The following is an 18,619-nucleotide window of genomic DNA, read 5'->3' on the forward strand; positions in this document are numbered from 1 at the left end:
GCCTTGGAACGAATTGCAATGAAAACCCGAGCGGAAACCTTCAAGCAGACGGCGCATGGGCTTGCGAAAGGGCTGACACGCCAGTTTGCCACGCTGTTGTTTCCGCCGGTATGTTCGGGCTGCGAGCGGCTTGTCGCGGAGCCCGGCAGTCTTTGCGGTGCATGTTGGGCCAAGGTTCGCTTTATCGAGAAGCCGTATTGTCCCGTTCTCGGGACGCCATTCAGCCACGATCTTGGCGCCGACATCCTCTCCGCGGAAGCAATCGCCGATCCGCCGCCTTTCGAGCGGGCCCGTTCGGTAGCCGTGCATGAGGGCGTTGTAGCCGAGATGGTGCAGGGGCTGAAATATAATGACCGAACCGATCTTGGACCATGGATGGCTCGCTGGATGCTGCGCGCCGGCACTGAACTGCTTGACGGTTGCGATATTATCGTGCCGGTACCGCTCCACGCACGGCGCTTCTGGTTTCGCCGCTTCAATCAATCGGCCGAACTCGCCCGGCATGTTGCGCGTCTTGCCGGCAAGACCTTCGATCCTGATGCGCTCAAACGTGTGAAACGCACGCGCCAGCAGGTCGGTCTCGGCTCGAATGCGCGCAGGCTCAACATGAGCGGCGCTTTCAAGGTGCCGGAGGCACAAGAAATCAAGGTCCGGGGCCGCCGCGTGCTTCTCATCGACGACGTCTATACAACCGGGGCTACCGTGAAGGCTGCGTCGCGCGCATTGCTGCGCGGGGGTGCGTCAAGGGTCGATGTTCTCACTTTCAGCCGTGCGCTTGCAAAAGAATTGCCCATCTGACGGCGAGATGTCGCAAAGTTCAGGTCTTTCCGCGTTGATTTTTCATGCCTATATAGGGAGCAACGTGGAGTATTCGAATGGTTGATGTAACAATCTATACGCGCAATGGTTGCGGCTATTGCACGGCGGCCAAGAGCCTCCTTGCGGAGAAAGGCGTCGCCTTCGTCGAACACAATGCAAGCCTCGAGCCGTCGGCCCGTCAGGATATGCTGGTGCGTGCCAATGGCCGCACGACATTCCCGCAAATTTTCATCGGCGAGACTCATGTCGGCGGATGCGATGATCTCTATGCGCTTGAAAACCAGGGCCGGCTCGACACACTGTTGAAGACCGGCGAACTCGCTTGAGGATGATCCAATGACGTCATTTCGTGCAGCCGCCATCCAGATGCGCTCCGGCGTCGATCCAGAGCGCAATGCCGCTGACCTTGCTGAATATGTGGGGGATGCGGTCGGCAAAGGCGCTGTCTACGTGCAGACGCCGGAAATGACCGGCGCGTTGCAGCGGGACCGCAAGACGCTGGCAAGCGTGCTCAAGGGCGAAGCAGACGATGTCATCGTGCGGACAGCCTCGGCGCTTGCCGCGAAACATGGCATCCATCTTCACATCGGGTCGACGGCGATCGCCCGTGATGACGGCAAGATTGCCAACCGCGCATTCGTATTCGGTCCAGACGGCAAGATGCTGACGCGCTACGACAAGATCCACATGTTCGACGTCGATCTCGACAATGGCGAGAGCTGGCGCGAGTCCGCCGTATATGCGCCCGGCGCTGATACCGTCCTCATCGATCTGCCGTTTGCTCGCCTCGGGCTTGCCATCTGCTACGACGTGCGTTTCCCGCAGCTTTTCCGCGCTCAGGCGCTTGCCGGTGCCTCGGTTATATCGGCTCCGGCCGCCTTCACCCGTCAGACGGGTGAGGCGCACTGGCATGTGCTGCAACGGGCCCGGGCGATTGAAAACGGCGCCTTCATGATCTCGGCTGCCCAGGGCGGCGTGCATGAAGACGGGCGCGAGACCTTCGGTCACTCGCTGATCGTCGCTCCCTGGGGTGAAGTTCTCGCAGAGGCTGCCCACGCCGATCCCGCGATCATTGTCGCCGATATCGATCCGGCACTCAGCGCCGCCGCGCGTGCGAAGGTACCGAACCTCAAGAATGCGCGTCCGTTCGGATTGATCGTCGAAAATGACGGCGAAAAGACAAGGCTCGACGTCGCATCATGATCCGGTTTTCGCTCCATTGCGAGCACGACCATGAATTCGAAGGGTGGTTCCGCAGCAATGACGACTTCGATTCCCAGGTGGGGAAGGGACTGGTAGCCTGCCCGACTTGCGGCTCGTATAACATCGGCAAAGCGCTGATGGCGCCATCGGTGACGACCGGGCGACAGAAGGAGAAGATCGCCGTTGCCATGAGCAAGATGGTCAGCGAGCTCAAAGAAATGACCAGAAAGGTGCGCGAGAATGCCGATTATGTCGGCAGTGACTTTGCAGAGGAGGCGCGCAAGATCCATTTTGGCGAGGTGGAAAAGCGCGGCATCTACGGCGAAGCTTCCCAGGAGGAGGTCAAGTCTCTTCTCGATGACGGTGTCGACGTGATGCCGCTTCCGGTCTTTCCCGAAGAGCGCAATTGATCTTGCTGCGTTGATGCCAATGGCTAAGGTTCACCTCTCCGGACCGAGGTGATTCTTCCATGCAATTATTGAACTCCGCTGCCGTTCTGCTGGTTCTGACCGGCGCCTTCCTTGGGCTGACGCTTCCCTTCGGCAAGCTCGCATTCGTGGCAGGTGTTGCGCCGTCGGTCTGGGCATTCGTCATTTCACTCGGCGCCGGAACCGTGCTGCTGACGGCCTTTCTCGTCATGGGCAAGCGGCCGCAGCTCAATGCGCACATGCTGCGCTATTACGTTATCACCGCGCTCGTTTCCTACGCCGTTCCCAACCTGATGACACTTTCGGCCATCCCGCATCTCGGATCCGGCTATACCGGCATCATGTACACGCTGTCGCCGGTCTTCACCTTGCTGTTTTCTGTCATGTTGAAGTTGCGCAGGCCAAGTCCACTCGGCCTCCTCGGCATTCTTGTCGGGTTTGTCGGCGCCGTCATCGTCGGCTTCACCCGCGGTCAGGTCGGGCAGCCGGCCGAGCCGCTCTGGGTTGCCATCGGTTTACTTATTCCGGTTCTGCTGGCGCTCGGCAACGTCTACCGCACGGTCGACTGGCCGGCGGGCGCCGATCCGACCGAGCTTGCAGCTGGCAGCCACCTTATGACGGCGCTGCTCCTGATCCCGATCATTTTCTATATGACTGGCGGCTTTCCGGTTGCGCCGCTTCGCGGCATTCCTTGGCTTGTTGTGGCGCAAGTGGTGGCTTCTGCCTGCATGTTCGCGCTGTACTTTCAGCTGCAGGCGGTGGGCGGCCCGGTCTATCTCAGCCAGATCGGCTATGTGGGCGCGGCAGTTGCGCTGCTTGCCGGGACGTTATTTCTCGGCGAAATCTACCAGCTTGCAACCTGGGGAGGCGCCCTCATCATCACAATCGGCGTGCTGATGACGACGAAGGCCCAGCGCATGGAAGCCAAGGCGCTGGTGGCAACTAAGGCCGCGTAGCCAGCACCATATAGTTGACGTCGGTATCGGGGGAGCGGTTCCAGCTATCGCTGAGCGGACTGTAAGTCACGCCTATCTTCTCGACGACTTCCAATCCGGATTGCCGCAGCGCGGCTTCGAGTTCTTCCGGGCGGACGAGCTTTTCATATTGGTGGGTTCCGCGCGGCAACCACCGCAAGACATACTCGGCTCCAAATATTGCGAGCCCCAGCGCCTTCAATGTCCGGTTGATGGTGGCAACGAAGGTTAGTCCGCCGGGCTTTACCATCTGCGCGCAGGCCGACATGTAAAGTTCGACATCGGCGACGTGCTCGACCACCTCCATATTGAGGACGATGTCGAACTGTTCGCCGGCCTCCGCCAGCGCCTCTGCCGTTGTCGCCCGATAATCGATGACAAGGCCGCTTTGGGCGGCGTGGATTTTGGCGACCTCGATATTGGTCTCGCCCGCGTCAGCGCCGACAACCGTTGCGCCGAGCCGCGCCATGGGCTCGCACAGAAGTCCGCCGCCGCAGCCGATATCAAGAATGCGCAGGCCGGAAAACGGCATCGGCGTATGAGGGTCGATACCATAATGGCCGCAGACCTTTTCCTTGATGTAGGCAAGGCGGGTTGGATTGAACTTGTGCAGGGGGCGGAACTTGCCCTGCGGGTTCCACCACTCGGCTGCCATGCGAGAGAACCGCTCGACTTCTGCGGCATCGATTGTAGTGCGCTCGGTTGTCGCCATGGCCTCATCCTCTTTGACTGTTTTCGAGTGGCCTGTTCCGGGAGGCAATGTCAAGGCGCAATCGGGGTAACAGTTCCTGGTGTCAATGAATGTCATTCTTTGGTATCTATTGTCACCGAGATCGACATCATCAAATATGACAGCTGAGGTGCCCCATCATGACAAGCATCGCACTCAATGAGCACTATGAACAATTTATCAAGAGGCAGCTTGATTCCGGCCGCTACAACAATGCCAGTGAAGTCGTGAGGGCCGGTTTGCGCATGCTTGAAGACTATGAGCAGGCCAGGGAGAACTGGCTCCGAAACGAAATCGCAGGGCGGGCATTGGAAATCCAGAATGACCCTTCGCTGCCTATACCCGCAGAGCAGGTGTTCTCAAGGCTCGAAGCCCATCTTCGACCTGCAAGCAATCTGAAAAAATGAACTATCGGATCCTGTTCCATCCACGGGCTGAACAGGACCTTATTGATCTTCACCGATATATTCAGGAGTCCGCCGGGACGGTAAGGGCGCTCGCGTATCTATCTGCCATTAAAGCCTTTTGCATGAGCCTCGCAACCTTTCCGGAGCGAGGCACAGTCCGTGACGATATCATGCAAGGCATTCGAATCATCGGCTTCAAGCGCACGGTCAGCGTTGCCTTTTTGGTCAAATCGGACACCGTCTTGATCCTCGGAGTTTTTTATGGCGGTCGCAACATAGCGCATGACACATTCGAAGATCGCGACTGAGCCTCCTCAAGAGGACGATCGCGCGTTTATTCCCATTCTTGCAGTCGGCTGATAATTTCGTTATGGGAGGCCGCATTCATTTGGCAAAGAGCCAGTTCATTTCAAACGACTCTTTTCCGACCCAGTTTTCAGGCCTTTCCAGAACGGTAATTTCCATGGCACGCATCGTGATGAAATTCGGCGGCACTTCGGTGGCCGATATTGACCGCATCCGCAATGTGGCCAGGCATGTCAAACGCGAGGTCGACGCCGGGCACGAGGTTGCCGTCGTCGTCTCGGCAATGGCCGGAAAGACCAATGAGCTCGTGGGCTGGACCCGGCAGACGTCGCCGATGCACGACGCCCGCGAGTACGACGCCATCGTAGCCTCGGGCGAACAGGTAACCTCCGGGCTCCTTGCCATCGCTCTGCAATCCATGGGTATCCATGCCCGCTCCTGGCAAGGCTGGCAGATACCGATCAAGACCGACAATGCCCATGGTGCGGCCCGCATCGTCGACATCGACGGCTCCTTTCTGATCGAGCGCTTCCAGGAAGGCCAGGTCGCGGTTATCGCTGGATTCCAGGGCATCGGTCCGGACAACCGCATAGCGACACTCGGGCGCGGCGGTTCCGATACCAGCGCCGTCGCCATCGCCGCCGCGGTGAAGGCCGACCGCTGCGATATCTATACGGACGTAGACGGCGTCTATACGACCGACCCGCGCGTCGAGCCCAAGGCGCGCCGGCTTTCGCGCATTTCCTTCGAAGAAATGCTCGAAATGGCCTCGCTCGGCGCCAAGGTGCTGCAGGTCCGTTCGGTCGAGCTTGCCATGGTGCACAAAGTGCGCACATTTGTCAGATCCAGCTTCGAGGATCCCGATGCACCGGGCATGGGCGATCTGATCAATCCGCCCGGAACACTTATTTGCGACGAGGAAGAAATCGTGGAACAGCAGGTTGTCACAGGAATTGCCTACGCCAAGGACGAGGCCCAGATTTCGTTGCGGCGTGTTGCCGACCGTCCCGGCATTTCCGCCGGCATCTTCGGCCCGCTCGCCGAAGCGCACATCAATGTCGACATGATCGTTCAGAACATTTCCGAGGATGGGTCGAAGACCGACATGACGTTCACGGTCCCGACCGGCGATCTCGACAAGGCCCTCGTTGTTCTCGAGAAGGTCAAGCAGGATGTCGGTTTCGACGTGATTCAGTCCGAAGCCGGCATGGTCAAGGTATCCGTCATCGGCATCGGCATGCGCAGCCATGCGGGCGTCGCTGCCACGGCGTTCCGCGCCCTTGCAGACAAGGGAATCAACATCCGCGCCATCACGACATCCGAGATCAAGATCTCGATCCTGATCGATGGACCCTACGCGGAACTCGCCGTACGCACTTTGCATTCTGTGTACGGTCTCGATAAGCATTAACGAGCGAGATTCTGTTTGTCGGCGTTCGTGCCGACTGACATGATGGATCGACTGATTTGGTGAGGTCCCGGCGGCCTTGCCACAATTGACAATGGGAGAAAGGCATCCAGTGCCTACACGCGACCCGATAAGTGGCCCTCGTGTGATGCTGAAGCGCCTCCGCGAACTGATGGCGGAGGCTCTTGAGCCGCAGGAGAGGCTCGACCGCATTGTTCGCGAAATTGCGCAGAACATGGTCGCGGAAGTGTGCTCATTCTACGTGCTGCGCTCCGATGGGGTCCTCGAACTATACGCAACCGAAGGTCTCAATCCCTCGGCCGTCCACCTGGCGCAACTGCGCCTTGGTCAGGGTCTCGTCGGCACGATTGCCGCAAGCGCGCGCCCGCTCAACCTGACCGATGCGCAAGCTCATCCGGCCTTCGCGTATCTGCCGGAAACGGGCGAAGAAATTTACAACTCCTTCCTCGGCGTGCCGATCCTGAGGGCAGGGCGCACGCTCGGCGTTCTCGTCGTTCAGAACCGCACCAAGCGGGTCTACCGCGAGGATGAGGTCGAGGCGCTCGAGACCACGGCCATGGTGCTTGCCGAAATGGTTGCGGCCGGCGATATCCCCCGCATCGCACGGCCCGGTGTCGAACTCGACCTTGGCAAGCCGATGAGCTTCAGCGGCAGCGCGTTCAACGATGGGGTTGGCCTCGGGCACGTCGTGCTGCACGAGCCGCGAATCGTCGTAACCAACCTCTTCAACGAAGACATCAATGCCGAAATCGACAGGCTCGAGAGCTCGCTTGGGTCCCTGCGTATTTCCATCGACGACATGCTGTCGCGGCGTGACGTGGCGTTCGAAGGCGAGCACCGCGAAGTGCTTGAAGCCTATCGCATGTTCGCTCACGATACAGGCTGGGTACGGCGCCTCGAAGAGGCGATCCGCAACGGCCTGACTGCGGAAGCCGCAGTCGAGAAGGTGCAGAGCGATACGCGCGCCCGCATGATGCATCTGACCGACCCTTATATGCGCGAGCGGCTGAGCGATTTCGACGACCTTGCCAATCGGCTGCTTCGCCAGCTGATGGGGCGCGATGTCAAGACGATGGCTGGAACGCTGGCGAAGGACGCGATCATAATCGCGCGCTCGATGGGCGCTGCGGAGCTTCTCGACTATCCGCGCGAACGCCTGCGCGGCCTCGTGCTCGAAGACGGGGCGGCGACCAGCCACGTGGTCATCGTGGCGCGCGCCATGGGCATTCCGGTGGCGGGCCAGGTCAAGGGCGTCGTTTCCATGGCGGAAAACAATGATGCCGTGATCGTCGATGGCGATGACGGGCGTGTTCATCTGCGGCCGCAATCGGAACTTGAGGCTGCCTATTCGGAGAAGGTGCGGTTCCGGGCCAAGCGCCAGGCCCTCTATCGCGAATCGCGGGACAAGCCGTCGATTACCAAGGATGGCATCGAGATCAAGCTGTTAATGAATGCCGGCCTGCTGGTCGATCTGCCGCAGCTTACCGAAGCCGGGGCGGCGGGCATCGGCCTCTTCAGAACCGAGCTCCAGTTCATGATTGCATCGACCTTCCCGCGCGCCGAGCAGCAGGAGCGGCTCTATCGATCCGTGCTCGAAGCTGCCGGCGACCGTCCGGTCACGTTCCGTACGCTCGATATTGGCGGCGACAAGGTGCTCCCCTACTTCCGCAGCAACGTAAACGAAGAAAACCCGGCGATGGGCTGGCGGGCTTTGCGCCTTACGCTCGATCGGCCTGGCCTTCTGCGCACACAGGTACGCGCCCTGCTCAAGGCCGCCGGCGGCCGCGAATTGCGCCTGATGCTGCCGATGGTCACGGAAGTGCAGGAAGTGCGCAAGGCCAGCGAACTGATCAACCGCGAGGTCCAGCACCTGTCGCGCTTTGCCTATGATCTTCCCACCCGCGTCAAGATCGGAGCCATGGTCGAGGTGCCGTCGCTGCTGTGGCAGCTCGACGAGTTGATGGCCGAAGTCGATTTCGTATCAGTCGGCTCCAACGACCTCTTCCAGTTCGTCATGGCGGTCGACCGGGGCAATTCGATCATCAACAATCGCTTCGACAATCTCTCGGTGCCGTTCCTGAGGGTGCTGCGCCAGATCGCCGAGGCGGGCGAGCGCAACAATACGAGTGTGACGCTTTGCGGTGAAATGGCGGGCAAGCCCTTGTCATCCATGGCGTTGATCGGGCTCGGCTATCGTTCCATTTCAATGTCGCCGGCCGCGATCGGTCCTGTCAAAGCCATGCTCGGCTCACTGGACGTTGGCGAACTCAGCGCCCAGCTTAAGGACGCGATCGACAATCACGGCGAGACCGGCACGTTGCGCAACTTTCTTACGAAGTACGCAGAGCGAGCTGGCGTTCCACTCTAGAGGTTTTGAATAATGTCCATTCCGCAGGATCGTATGGATCAGCTGCTGAAGCGTTTTTCCATGATGGAAACGCAGATGTCGAGCAATCCCGATTCCGAAACCTATGTGAAGCTCGCATCGGAGTATTCCGAGCTCGAGCCCGTTGTCGCCAAGATTCGTGAGCTTCTGGCCGCGCGCAGCGAGGCCGATGGGCTGCAGGCAATGCTCGATGATGCAGCGACCGATCGGGATATGCGCGAACTTGCCGAGGCGGAACTGCCGGAGATCGACGAGCGGATCGGCGAACTCGAAAAGGACATCCAGGTCCTGCTCCTGCCGAAGGATGTCGCCGACGAGCGCAACGCGATCCTCGAAATCCGTGCCGGGACTGGCGGTTCGGAAGCAGCGCTTTTTGCTGGCGACCTCTTTCGCATGTATGAGCGTTACGCAGCCGCCAATGGCTGGCGCGTCGAGCTCATTTCGGCAAGCGACGGTGAAGCCGGCGGTTACAAGGAAGTCATTGCCATGGTCTCCGGCAAGGGGGTCTTTGCCAAGCTCAAGTTCGAATCCGGCGTACACCGGGTGCAGCGTGTCCCCGATACGGAAGCGAGCGGGCGCATTCATACCTCGGCGGCAACCGTGGCGGTTCTGCCCGAAGCCGAGGAAATTGATATCGATATCCGCCAGGAGGACATCCGCATCGATACGATGCGCGCCTCCGGTTCCGGCGGCCAGCACGTCAACACCACCGATTCGGCCGTCCGCATCACACACATTCCGTCCGGCATCGTGGTCGTTCAGGCTGAAAAGTCCCAGCACCAGAACCGCGCGCGCGCCATGCAGGTGCTCAGATCGCGGCTTTTTGACATGCAGCGGCAGAAGGCGGACAGCGAGCGCTCGGAGGCGCGGCGCAGCCAGGTCGGTTCGGGTGATCGGTCGGAGCGTATTCGCACCTACAATTTTCCGCAGGGGCGTGTGACGGATCACCGCATCAACCTGACGCTCTATAAACTCGACCGCATCATGGAAGGCGATCTCGACGAACTGATCGGCGCCTTGATCTCAGATCACCAGACGGCCTTGCTCGCCCAGATGAACGATGGGCTATGACGACGGCGCGCCTCGCCGACGCACACAAGCACGCGCGCAACCGTCTTGCGCGTGCAGGAATTGACACAGCCACGCTGGATGCTCGCCTTCTGGTTGAATGGGTCACCGGAACCGATCAACTGGAAACGATCCGGAACCCCGGCAGGCAGGTGGATTCTGAAACGAATGCGCGGCTGGAAGTGGTCCTCAACCGGCGAATGAACGGCGAATCCGTACATCGGATCATCGGCAAACGGGCCTTTTTCGATATCGAACTGGCGCTGTCGCGCGAAACGCTGGAGCCGCGCCCCGATACCGAAGCGATTGTGGAACTCGTGCTGCCTTTCCTGCGCCGCCGCATTCAGGAATTGGGCGTTGCCGACCTTCTCGACCTCGGCACCGGCACCGGAGCCATCGCCTTGGCGTTGCTCAATCAATTGCAGCAATTGCGTGCCGTGGGTGTCGACATATCGACAGGCGCCCTTGATACGGCGCGCGAGAATGCCCACCTTAACAGGGTATCGGAGCGCTTTGCCTGCCTGCATTCGGATTGGTTTTCCACCGTGACGGGCGTCTACGATCTGATTGTCTCCAACCCACCCTATATACGGACGACCGACATCGAAGGCCTGCAACGTGAAGTTGTATTGCACGATCCGGTCCGGGCGCTCGATGGCGGGGAGGATGGTCTTGGACCATACCGAATCATCGCCGCCGGGGCCCGCCAGTATCTTCGGGAAGGTGGAGCGGTTGCCGTGGAGATCGGTTTTGATCAACGCGCCGACGTTGCAGCGATTTTCGCTGCTTCAGATTTGGTGCTGGAGGCCACAAAGACGGATATTGGCGGCCATGAACGGGCACTTTTGTTCACAGCCGCGTAAAAATCTTGAAAAAAGGCTTGGAATTTGCCGCGAAGACGGATAGTTTCCGGATACCGCTCTAAACCGAACAAAACTGGTTCTGCCTATCAAGAAGTTGGTAGGGAATTTCTGGGTGTTTGATCTTTCTTCGGGAAAACTTTGGAGAAGACGGTTTTTGCGGCAGCACAAAAGTTTTATGAAACTTTGGATGCGATTGAAGCGCGGGGCGCGCTTCAGGTCGGCACTTGAGAAGCGAAGCTTTTTGACTCAAATGGTGAGCAAAACAGCGCCCCTGATTTTCTGAAAAGAGATAAGTATGAGGCCAGTACAGCAGAATAGGCGCATGCGCGGACGCGGTAACAACAACCGAAAAGGTCCGAACCCACTATCCCGCAATTACGAAAGCAACGGACCCGACGTCAAAATTCGGGGAAATGCTCAGCACATCGCCGAAAAATATACGACTCTGGCACGTGACGCACAGAGCAGCGGCGACAGGGTAATGGCTGAAAACTACCTTCAGCACGCCGAGCACTACAATCGAATCATTCTAGCGGCACAGGCCCAGGCGCCCGTCCAGTTCCAGCGCGACGATCGCGATGACCAGGACGACGACATGGGCTATGACGACGACAACGGTAACGAGGTCGAACGTATCGTGCACCAGCCGATCAATGGGAGCGGACCGCAGCCGGTCATTCAAGGCACGCCCGCAGAGGTCGCCTATGACGATGATACGGCAAGCCAGCGCCAGCCGCAGCCTCAGCCCGAGGCACGGCCGGTGGAGGCCGAGGCATCTGTCGACGCGGAAAACGCCGAGGCCAAGTCCGCCCGCCGCGCACCGCGCGGTCGTCGCCCGGCCCGGCCGCGTGAACCGCGTGTGGCAGAAGGCAACAGTGACGCACCGAGTACAGCTGACGCCACGAACGATCTTTCGCCGGCAGGAATTGTCGCCGAAGTGAAGAAGCGCCGGGCCGCGGTCGAATCGGACGTCTGATTTCGGTTTTCTTGATATAGGCCGCCTGCGTTCATTCGCGGGCGGCTTATTCATTTTGTGAATGCGAGATCGCATAGACTCGCTCGCAACACGTGCCGACCGGTCGGCCCTAATCTCCGGCTTCGCCGAGGATCCGCGCCCGCTATTGCGCCGCAAGCCTGACTATTCGGCAAACTCCATCCATTTGCCGCAGATCAGAGCCCGCCGCCCAAATCCATCATCGCTTCTTCTGCGCGCGCCGGCATGCGCCATGATTCATATCGATAATTTGCTTTGCTTCTGGCATGATAAATCCTTCCGCTTCGACCTTGCGAGCCTAGGAACTGGTTCCCATATTTGCCTCGAGCGAATGGGTCCGCCTCTCGCAGGGGGCCCGTCACCAGACCACCGCACGATGCCGCTTAAGGGTCGTCCGGGAAAAGGAGACAGTAATGAATATTGAGAAGTACACCGAACGGGTTCGGGGTTTCATCCAGTCGGCGCAGACATTTGCCCTCTCGTCCAATCATCAGCAGTTTGCTCCCGAGCACTTGCTGAAGGTTCTCGTCGACGATGAGGAAGGACTTGCTGCGTCGCTGATCGAACGGGCCGGCGGCAATGTCGAAGAGGTTCGCCTCGGCCTTCAGGCAGCGCTTGACGCGATGCCAAAGGTAACGGGCGGCAATGGTCAGCTTTATCTTTCGCAGCCATTGGCCAAGGTTTTTGCCACGGCCGAGGAAGTGGCCAAGAAAGCCGGTGACAGTTTTGTTACCGTCGAGCGCCTCTTGACGGCCATGGCCATCGAGAAATCGGCAAAGACTTCCGAAATCCTGAGCCGCGCCGGCGTAACGCCCGCTGGGCTCAATGCCGTCATCAATGATATCCGCAAGGGTCGCACCGCGGATTCGGCCTCTGCCGAAAATGCCTATGACGCCTTGAAGAAATATGCGCGCGACCTTACCGCCGACGCGCGGGCGGGCAAGCTCGACCCGGTGATCGGTCGTGACGATGAAATCCGCCGCACGATCCAGGTCCTGTCACGGCGCACGAAGAATAATCCGGTGCTCATCGGCGAGCCCGGCGTCGGCAAGACCGCCATCGCCGAAGGGCTGGCACTGCGCATCGTCAATGGCGATGTGCCGGAATCCCTGAAGGACAAGAAGCTGATGGCGCTCGACATGGGCGCGCTCATTGCCGGCGCGAAGTATCGCGGCGAGTTCGAGGAGCGCCTTAAGGCCGTGCTTTCGGAAGTGACTTCGGCAAATGGCGAGATCATTCTCTTCATAGACGAGATGCACACGCTCGTTGGCGCGGGAAAGAGCGAAGGCGCAATGGACGCCTCCAACCTTTTGAAGCCGGCGCTGGCGCGCGGCGAACTGCACTGCGTCGGTGCAACCACGCTTGACGAGTACCGCAAGCATGTCGAGAAGGATCCGGCGCTTGCCCGTCGTTTTCAGCCCGTCTTCGTCGACGAGCCGACAGTCGAGGACACAATCTCGATCCTGCGCGGCCTCAAGGAGAAGTACGAGCAGCATCACAAGGTACGCATTTCGGACTCGGCCCTCGTTGCGGCCGCGACGCTGTCGAACCGCTACATCACCGACCGCTTCCTGCCGGACAAGGCCATCGACCTTGTCGATGAGAGTGCGGCGCGGCTGCGCATGCAGGTCGATTCGAAGCCGGAGGAACTCGATGAGGTCGATCGGCGCATCATGCAGCTGAAGATCGAACGCGAGGCGCTGAAGGTAGAGAAGGACGATGCTTCGCGTGACAGGCTTGAGCGCCTGGAACACGAGCTCGCCGAGCTTGAGGAAGAGTCGACCGCGTTGACCAATACCTGGCAGTCGGAAAAGCAGAAGCTCGGCCATGCGGCGGATCTGAAGCGGCAGCTTGAAGATGCGCGCAATGCGCTCGCCGCTGCCCAGCGCAATGGCGAATACCAGAGAGCCGGCGAACTTGCCTATGGCACAATCCCGGCGCTCGAGAAGGAACTTGCCACCGCCGAACAGCAGGACAACGCCACATCGATGGTAGAGGAGACCGTTACCTCCGACCACATCGCCCAGGTCGTTTCGCGCTGGACCGGCATTCCGGTCGATCGGATGCTCGAAGGCGAGCGTGACAAACTGCTACGCATGGAAGACGAGCTTGCCAAGCGCGTCGTCGGCCAGGGTGAGGCAGTCCAGGCCGTGTCGAAAGCAATCCGCCGGGCGCGTGCCGGTCTGCAGGATCCGAACCGGCCGATTGGCTCGTTCATCTTCCTCGGACCCACCGGCGTCGGCAAGACCGAACTGACCAAGGCCCTTGCGGCATTCCTGTTCTCGGACGAGACGGCGATGGTACGCCTCGACATGTCCGAATATATGGAGAAGCATTCGGTCTCGCGTTTGATCGGCGCTCCTCCCGGCTATGTCGGTTACGAGGAAGGCGGCGCACTGACGGAAGCGGTGCGGCGGCGGCCCTATCAGGTGATCCTTTTCGACGAAATCGAGAAGGCGCATCCGGATGTGTTCAACGTGTTGCTGCAGGTGCTCGACGATGGGCGCCTCACCGATGGGCAGGGACGAACGGTTGATTTCCGCAATACGCTGATCATCATGACGTCGAACCTCGGGGCCGAATATCTGACTGCGCTGGGCGAAGACCAGGACGTCGACGTGGCGCGTGACGAGGTCATGAGCGTCGTCAAGTCGGCGTTCCGGCCGGAGTTCCTCAATCGTGTCGATGAAATCATCCTGTTCCATCGTCTGAAGCGCAAGGATATGGGCAAGATCGTCGCGATCCAGATGGAGCATTTGCAGAAGCTGCTTACCGATCGCAAGATCACGATCAAGCTTGACAGTGAAGCAACCGACTGGCTTGCCGAGAAGGGTTACGATCCGGCCTATGGCGCGCGACCGCTGAAGCGTGTCATCCAGAAAGAGGTGCAGGATCCGCTGGCAGAGAAAATCCTGCTCGGCGATATTCTGGACGGCTCGACGGTGAAGATCACAGCGGGCTCGGATCGGCTGAATTTCAAGTCGGTCAAATCCGCGCCGGAGCGCGACAAGAGCGAAGCTGCATGATTGCGATTTCGCAACACTGAAAGAAAGAAGATGGCCGCCACAGCGCGGCCATTTTCACGTCTCGTTCATCTCATAAATGCAACGATAAAAGCGCGAAGGCATTAACCATAATGACAGGAAGTTCGGTCATTTATGATTAATGTCGCGTTATCGGCAATAACCGGAATCTTATGGCATGGCCTCTTATCATCATTCATTACTCGGATTGTTGCTCATGGCTTCAGCGGGCGTCACCGCCCCGGCGACGTCGAGCGCGGCCGGAATGATTGCGCCTGCCGCCAATGCCGACACGCCATACACTTTGGCGCAATGGTTCGAAGGCGAGCGTCGCCCGCGCCGGGAGGCCTATCGTTCCTACTATGATGAATATGGCCGCAGGGTTACGGTTGATCGCCGCGGCCGTGTCGTTTCGGTAGAAGAGCCGCGCAACGATCAGGGTGCGGATTACTTCCCTGACGCGCCGCAGGATCCCTATGACACCGGCGCCATCCCTAACGATCCCTATGCAGGACCGGGCAATGATCGCTATGAACAGCAATCGGCGCTCCCGTCCGAGCGCGACTATGGCAGCGTCGATCGGCAACCGCTGCCGCCCACAGGCGGCGAGGCCGATCTCAATCCGGCGGATCCGAATTTCAATCCACCGGACTCGCAAAATGACGGGTTCTACGACACGCCGCAGCAGGAGCAGATACCGGCTCATCCAAATCCCGCGCCGACAGTAGAATTACCGAAGGGGCAGGGCGCGAAGGCAAAGATCGCCGCAATCCAGGTCCTGCTCGATCGGATCGGCGTGTCACCCGGCGTGATCGATGGCCACAAGGGCGGCAATGTCGACAAGGCTGTCGCGGCATTCGAGGAAATGACCGGCCAGCAATTCGATCCGCTCAATGATGAGGGGATCAACGCCTCGCTCGAACAAACCGGCGGACCCGCTTTCGTGTCCTATACGATCACCTCGGAGGACGCGGCCTATCCGTTCGTCGCCTCCATCCCGGAAGATTACGGCCACAAGGCGCAACTCGAGCGCATGGCGTTTACTTCGGTCACAGAGATGTTGGCCGAACGCTTCCATATGGATGAGACTTATCTCAAGGAGATCAATCCTGGCGTCAATTTCAACACACCGGGCGTTTCCATCCAGGTGGCCAATCCCGGCCAGAATGCCGGCGGCGCGGTAACGCGGATCATCGCCGACAAGGGCCGCAAGCAGGTGCGCGGCTATAATGCCGAGGGCCGGCTTATCGTCGCCTATCCCGCGACGATCGGGTCGACCGATACGCCATCGCCTTCGGGCACGGTCCAGGTCGAGCGTATCGCGCTCAATCCGAACTACACTTATAATCCGAAGCTGAACTTCAAGCAGGGTGAGAACGACAAGGTCCTGACGATTCCGCCCGGCCCGAACGGCCCGGTGGGCACGGTGTGGATTGCGCTGTCGAAGCCGACCTATGGCATTCACGGCACGCCTGAACCGTCGAAGATCGGCAAGACCAACAGCCATGGCTGTGTGCGCCTGACCAATTGGGACGCAACGGAGCTTTCCAAGATGGTTCAGAAGGGCGTGACGGTAGAGTTCCAGGAATAGCGCGGGTGCTTACCCGCTCGCCGCAACCTTGGTGGCGTCGGAATTTTCGTCCTGAAGCAACTGGTCGATCCGTTCGCGCTCCCGCTGGAAGGCGACGAGATCATTGCCCTGCAGTTCGCCGCCGCTCGGCAGGCGAATGCGCATCGGATCGACTTTCGAACCGTTGACGATCACCTCGTAGTGGAGATGCGGCCCGGTCGAAAGACCGGTTGATCCAAGATAACCGATGACCTGACCCTGGCGCACACGCGCGCCCGCAACAACGCCGCTTGCCACGGCATTCTGGTGCGAATAGCTGCTCTCGTAACCATTGGAATGACGGATGAGCGTCTGGATGCCATAGCCATTGGTCCAGCCGGCGCGCTCGACGACGCCATTGCCGGCCGCGACGATGGGCGTGCCGCGGGGCGCTGACCAGTCGACGCCGGTATGCATGCGCGAATAGCCGAGGATCGGGTGGCGGCGCATGCCGAACGGCGAGCGGAAAGTGCCGTTGGGCACTGGCTTGCGCAGGAGGAACTGCTTGGAACTCTTGCCGTTTTCGTCGTAATAGTCGGTCGTTCCATCCTCGCCGTGGAACCGATAGAACTTCTTGAGGTCGCCGCCGAAGTTCGCGGCGACATAGAGAATCTCCGATTCGTCCCCGGCCTTGTCGGAGCCCGCCGGCAGCGAAAACAGCGCTTCAAGCTCGTCCGTGGGGCTCAGCTGCGACTGAAAGTCGACATCGGAAGCCAGCATGCGGATCAATTGCTTGATCATCGGATCGGTCATGCCATAGGCGATGCCGGCCCTGTAAATACCGTCATAGACGGTCGGCAGGTCTTCGGCGCGCCGCGATCCGGCGGGACTGTCATCGAACGCCACCTGCAGGCCGGGCGTCATTTCCGGCTCGTCGGCGGGGACATATTGTTCCTTGTCGTTGAGCGCGATCGTCAGAATATGCGTGCTGCCATTGTAGACACTGGCGCGCACGATGCGGTCGAGATCGTCGCGCGATTCAATGCCGAGGCGTAGAACACTGCCGCTCTTGAGGCGCGGGGAGTTCAAGAGCTTGCTGATCGCCCCGGACATGCCGGTCGCATCGTCGCTCTCATAACCGGCGTCCGCGAGGGCGGCGGTAATTTCCTTATCGCTGCGGAACGGGATCAGCGCTTCCGAATATCCGGTGCTCGCTGCATCCTCGGGCAGGCGCGGCGCAACACTCACATTCTCCTGGATGATCTTGACCGCGAGGGGACTGCGCAAATTGTAGGGGTCGTCATCCGTACCGAAACGCAGCGGATCGACATAATGCAGCGAAGCAACCTGAATGGCGCCATCGGTCAACAGCGAACCGGTGTTGCGGACGACTTCCTCAACTTCGTCGACGCTGAGATCGTCCGCAGGATCATATTGCGCCGTGGTCAGCGGGAAATCGACGGTGCGCAGGCTGACTTCGCTCTCGACCTTGGCGCCGTAAATCTGACCGGTCTTGGGCGTGGGGTCCGTATCCTCATTCGCTTCGGCAAAGACGTCGAGCGGATTGAAGTTTGGATAGCGGCGATTGGTATTGTGCACGTCTGCAAGTTCAATGTGCACGAACTCGAATGGCATGGAGCGAACGACATCGCGCTCGCCATCCTTGAACATGGTCGAAACGTCGAGACGGCGGCGGTCCCGGTTCTTCTGTATGGGGGTGGTTGCGACGACGCGCGATCCCTTGGTCACGCCGCTGGCGTCGGCCGGGGCGGGCATGGCATTGCGGCCGATCAGTTCCGGCGGTGTTGCGAGTTGTTCGCGACCGTCGAGCGCTGCAAACAGGGCAACGCCCATCAGCATGCTCGAGGTAATGCCGGTAAGAAACGTGCCGGCCAGCCAGCGCGCCGAGATTTCGCGGCGGTCAGGCGGCCCGCGGCGTCCGTCCGTGATAAGCGGCGGCTCATTGCCCGGATCGATCGATGAGTGCCCCTCGTACTCGCTCATACTTTAAAGTGTGATCCCGTCGCCGTTGTGAATGCAGGTTCCCGGCGCGTTTGCCGGCCAGGTTTGCCCTGGCATGAAATCAACGAGGCCGCAGTTTTGCCCCCGTGACTTCACTATGTCAACGCAGGCCGCCGAAACGGATGTGCGCATCGCTCATTCGATCGCGGTGGCTGTTTGAAAAAGCCCCGCATGTCGGCGCGAGCGCTAGGTCGCGATTGGGGCATGTTTGTGGCCAAGGCCATCACATTTGGATTTGCCCGGTCGGGATTCGCAGCCATCGCAAGGGCTGGGCAGGGCGGCGAAATCGAACCGTCATATTTTTCATAAATTCTTCAAAATCGGTGTTGACAGTTTTGTTGGGTGGGGTCTATATACCGGCACAACGAGGGCGGGGCGCCGCTGGCGGTTGCTGAATGCGCCCTAAGGTTTGCAGGAT

At 59.8% G+C, this 18,619-nt stretch carries 16 protein-coding genes; 14 read left to right on the top strand and 2 right to left on the bottom strand.

The window, feature by feature from the left end; translation table 11 throughout:
- Nucleotides 1–18: 18 nt before the first annotated feature.
- The 5 genes from BLR72_RS11640 to BLR72_RS11660 all read left to right on the top strand — a co-directional run bounded on the left by BLR72_RS11640 (nt 19) and on the right by BLR72_RS11660 (nt 3,406).
- Complete coding sequence (locus BLR72_RS11640; protein ID WP_091948495.1) at nt 19–798, top strand: ComF family protein; 780 nt, start codon at nt 19–21, stop codon at nt 796–798.
- A 77-nt stretch (nt 799–875) separates the two neighbouring features.
- A complete protein-coding gene (gene grxC, locus BLR72_RS11645; protein ID WP_091948498.1) occupies nt 876–1,145 on the top strand; it encodes a glutaredoxin 3 in 270 nt (89 codons plus the stop codon).
- A gap of 10 nt (nt 1,146–1,155) precedes the next feature.
- The gene (locus BLR72_RS11650; RefSeq protein ID WP_091948501.1) at nt 1,156–2,022 is read left to right on the top strand and encodes a carbon-nitrogen hydrolase family protein; all 867 of its coding nucleotides are present in this window, start codon (nt 1,156–1,158) and stop codon (nt 2,020–2,022) included.
- Nucleotides 2,019–2,432 (top strand): DUF1178 family protein, encoded by a 414-nt coding sequence (locus BLR72_RS11655; RefSeq protein ID WP_091948504.1) that lies wholly within the window; start codon nt 2,019–2,021, stop codon nt 2,430–2,432. Before BLR72_RS11650 ends, BLR72_RS11655 begins: the two co-directional genes overlap by 4 nt.
- A gap of 59 nt (nt 2,433–2,491) precedes the next feature.
- Nucleotides 2,492–3,406, top strand: coding sequence for a DMT family transporter (locus BLR72_RS11660; RefSeq protein ID WP_091948506.1), 915 nt, complete (start codon nt 2,492–2,494; stop codon nt 3,404–3,406).
- On the opposite strand, the gene ubiG is transcribed toward BLR72_RS11660, so the two are convergent.
- On the bottom strand, nt 3,393–4,136 hold the full coding sequence (gene ubiG, locus BLR72_RS11665) for a bifunctional 2-polyprenyl-6-hydroxyphenol methylase/3-demethylubiquinol 3-O-methyltransferase UbiG (RefSeq protein ID WP_091948509.1): 744 nt from the start codon (nt 4,134–4,136) through the stop codon (nt 3,393–3,395). The two genes, BLR72_RS11660 and ubiG, sit on opposite strands and share 14 nt — an antisense overlap.
- 158 nt (nt 4,137–4,294) lie before the next feature.
- Here ubiG and BLR72_RS11670 point away from each other — a divergent pair, with 158 nt between their 5' ends.
- From BLR72_RS11670 to BLR72_RS11710, 9 genes are all read left to right on the top strand, one after another.
- Nucleotides 4,295–4,561 carry a type II toxin-antitoxin system ParD family antitoxin gene (locus BLR72_RS11670; RefSeq protein WP_091948512.1) on the top strand — a complete coding sequence of 89 codons (267 nt, stop codon included), beginning with the start codon at nt 4,295–4,297 and terminating at the stop codon, nt 4,559–4,561.
- Nucleotides 4,558–4,869, top strand: a complete 312-nt coding sequence (locus tag BLR72_RS11675; protein WP_091948515.1) for a type II toxin-antitoxin system RelE/ParE family toxin — start codon at nt 4,558–4,560, stop codon at nt 4,867–4,869. The genes BLR72_RS11670 and BLR72_RS11675 overlap by 4 nt, the downstream gene beginning before the upstream one ends.
- Before the next feature lie 155 nt (nt 4,870–5,024).
- Nucleotides 5,025–6,278 (top strand): aspartate kinase, encoded by a 1,254-nt coding sequence (locus BLR72_RS11680; protein ID WP_027229661.1) that lies wholly within the window; start codon nt 5,025–5,027, stop codon nt 6,276–6,278.
- Nucleotides 6,279–6,369: 91 nt separating this feature from the next.
- Entirely contained in the window at nt 6,370–8,664 is a 2,295-nt protein-coding gene (gene ptsP / locus BLR72_RS11685) for a phosphoenolpyruvate--protein phosphotransferase (protein WP_091948517.1), read from the top strand.
- Nucleotides 8,665–8,673: 9 nt separating this feature from the next.
- On the top strand, nt 8,674–9,753 hold the full coding sequence (gene prfA / locus BLR72_RS11690) for a peptide chain release factor 1 (RefSeq protein WP_091921324.1): 1,080 nt from the start codon (nt 8,674–8,676) through the stop codon (nt 9,751–9,753).
- Entirely contained in the window at nt 9,750–10,613 is an 864-nt protein-coding gene (gene prmC / locus BLR72_RS11695) for a peptide chain release factor N(5)-glutamine methyltransferase (RefSeq protein ID WP_091948520.1), read from the top strand. The genes prfA and prmC overlap by 4 nt, the downstream gene beginning before the upstream one ends.
- A 295-nt stretch (nt 10,614–10,908) precedes the next feature.
- Nucleotides 10,909–11,589 carry a DUF4167 domain-containing protein gene (locus BLR72_RS11700; protein WP_081815716.1) on the top strand — a complete coding sequence of 227 codons (681 nt, stop codon included), beginning with the start codon at nt 10,909–10,911 and terminating at the stop codon, nt 11,587–11,589.
- A gap of 431 nt (nt 11,590–12,020) precedes the next feature.
- Nucleotides 12,021–14,633 carry an ATP-dependent chaperone ClpB gene (gene clpB / locus BLR72_RS11705; protein ID WP_027229657.1) on the top strand — a complete coding sequence of 871 codons (2,613 nt, stop codon included), beginning with the start codon at nt 12,021–12,023 and terminating at the stop codon, nt 14,631–14,633.
- Nucleotides 14,634–14,808: 175 nt separating this feature from the next.
- Nucleotides 14,809–16,221, top strand: a complete 1,413-nt coding sequence (locus BLR72_RS11710) for a L,D-transpeptidase (protein ID WP_091948523.1) — start codon at nt 14,809–14,811, stop codon at nt 16,219–16,221.
- Between the two features lie 9 nt (nt 16,222–16,230).
- On the opposite strand, the gene BLR72_RS11715 is transcribed toward BLR72_RS11710, so the two are convergent.
- Nucleotides 16,231–18,183 carry a M23 family metallopeptidase gene (locus BLR72_RS11715; RefSeq protein WP_027229655.1) on the bottom strand — a complete coding sequence of 651 codons (1,953 nt, stop codon included), beginning with the start codon at nt 18,181–18,183 and terminating at the stop codon, nt 16,231–16,233.
- Nucleotides 18,184–18,619: the final 436 nt, after the last annotated feature.

Source organism: Phyllobacterium sp. YR620 (genome assembly GCF_900104165.1).
GTDB lineage: Bacteria > Pseudomonadota > Alphaproteobacteria > Rhizobiales > Rhizobiaceae > Phyllobacterium > Phyllobacterium pellucidum.

Excerpts from the sequence above, each read along its gene's own strand:
- BLR72_RS11640 (WP_091948495.1), top strand. The coding sequence starts at position 19 with ATGAAAACCCGAGCGGAAACCTTCAAGCAGACGGCGCATGGGCTTGCG.
- grxC (WP_091948498.1), top strand. The coding sequence starts at position 876 with ATGGTTGATGTAACAATCTATACGCGCAATGGTTGCGGCTATTGCACG.
- BLR72_RS11650 (WP_091948501.1), top strand. The coding sequence starts at position 1,156 with ATGACGTCATTTCGTGCAGCCGCCATCCAGATGCGCTCCGGCGTCGAT.
- BLR72_RS11655 (WP_091948504.1), top strand. The coding sequence starts at position 2,019 with ATGATCCGGTTTTCGCTCCATTGCGAGCACGACCATGAATTCGAAGGG.
- BLR72_RS11660 (WP_091948506.1), top strand. The coding sequence starts at position 2,492 with ATGCAATTATTGAACTCCGCTGCCGTTCTGCTGGTTCTGACCGGCGCC.
- ubiG (WP_091948509.1), bottom strand. The coding sequence starts at position 4,136 with ATGGCGACAACCGAGCGCACTACAATCGATGCCGCAGAAGTCGAGCGG.
- BLR72_RS11670 (WP_091948512.1), top strand. The coding sequence starts at position 4,295 with ATGACAAGCATCGCACTCAATGAGCACTATGAACAATTTATCAAGAGG.
- BLR72_RS11675 (WP_091948515.1), top strand. The coding sequence starts at position 4,558 with ATGAACTATCGGATCCTGTTCCATCCACGGGCTGAACAGGACCTTATT.
- BLR72_RS11680 (WP_027229661.1), top strand. The coding sequence starts at position 5,025 with ATGGCACGCATCGTGATGAAATTCGGCGGCACTTCGGTGGCCGATATT.
- ptsP (WP_091948517.1), top strand. The coding sequence starts at position 6,370 with ATGGGAGAAAGGCATCCAGTGCCTACACGCGACCCGATAAGTGGCCCT.
- prmC (WP_091948520.1), top strand. The coding sequence starts at position 9,750 with ATGACGACGGCGCGCCTCGCCGACGCACACAAGCACGCGCGCAACCGT.
- BLR72_RS11700 (WP_081815716.1), top strand. The coding sequence starts at position 10,909 with ATGAGGCCAGTACAGCAGAATAGGCGCATGCGCGGACGCGGTAACAAC.
- clpB (WP_027229657.1), top strand. The coding sequence starts at position 12,021 with ATGAATATTGAGAAGTACACCGAACGGGTTCGGGGTTTCATCCAGTCG.
- BLR72_RS11710 (WP_091948523.1), top strand. The coding sequence starts at position 14,809 with ATGGCCTCTTATCATCATTCATTACTCGGATTGTTGCTCATGGCTTCA.
- BLR72_RS11715 (WP_027229655.1), bottom strand. The coding sequence starts at position 18,183 with ATGAGCGAGTACGAGGGGCACTCATCGATCGATCCGGGCAATGAGCCG.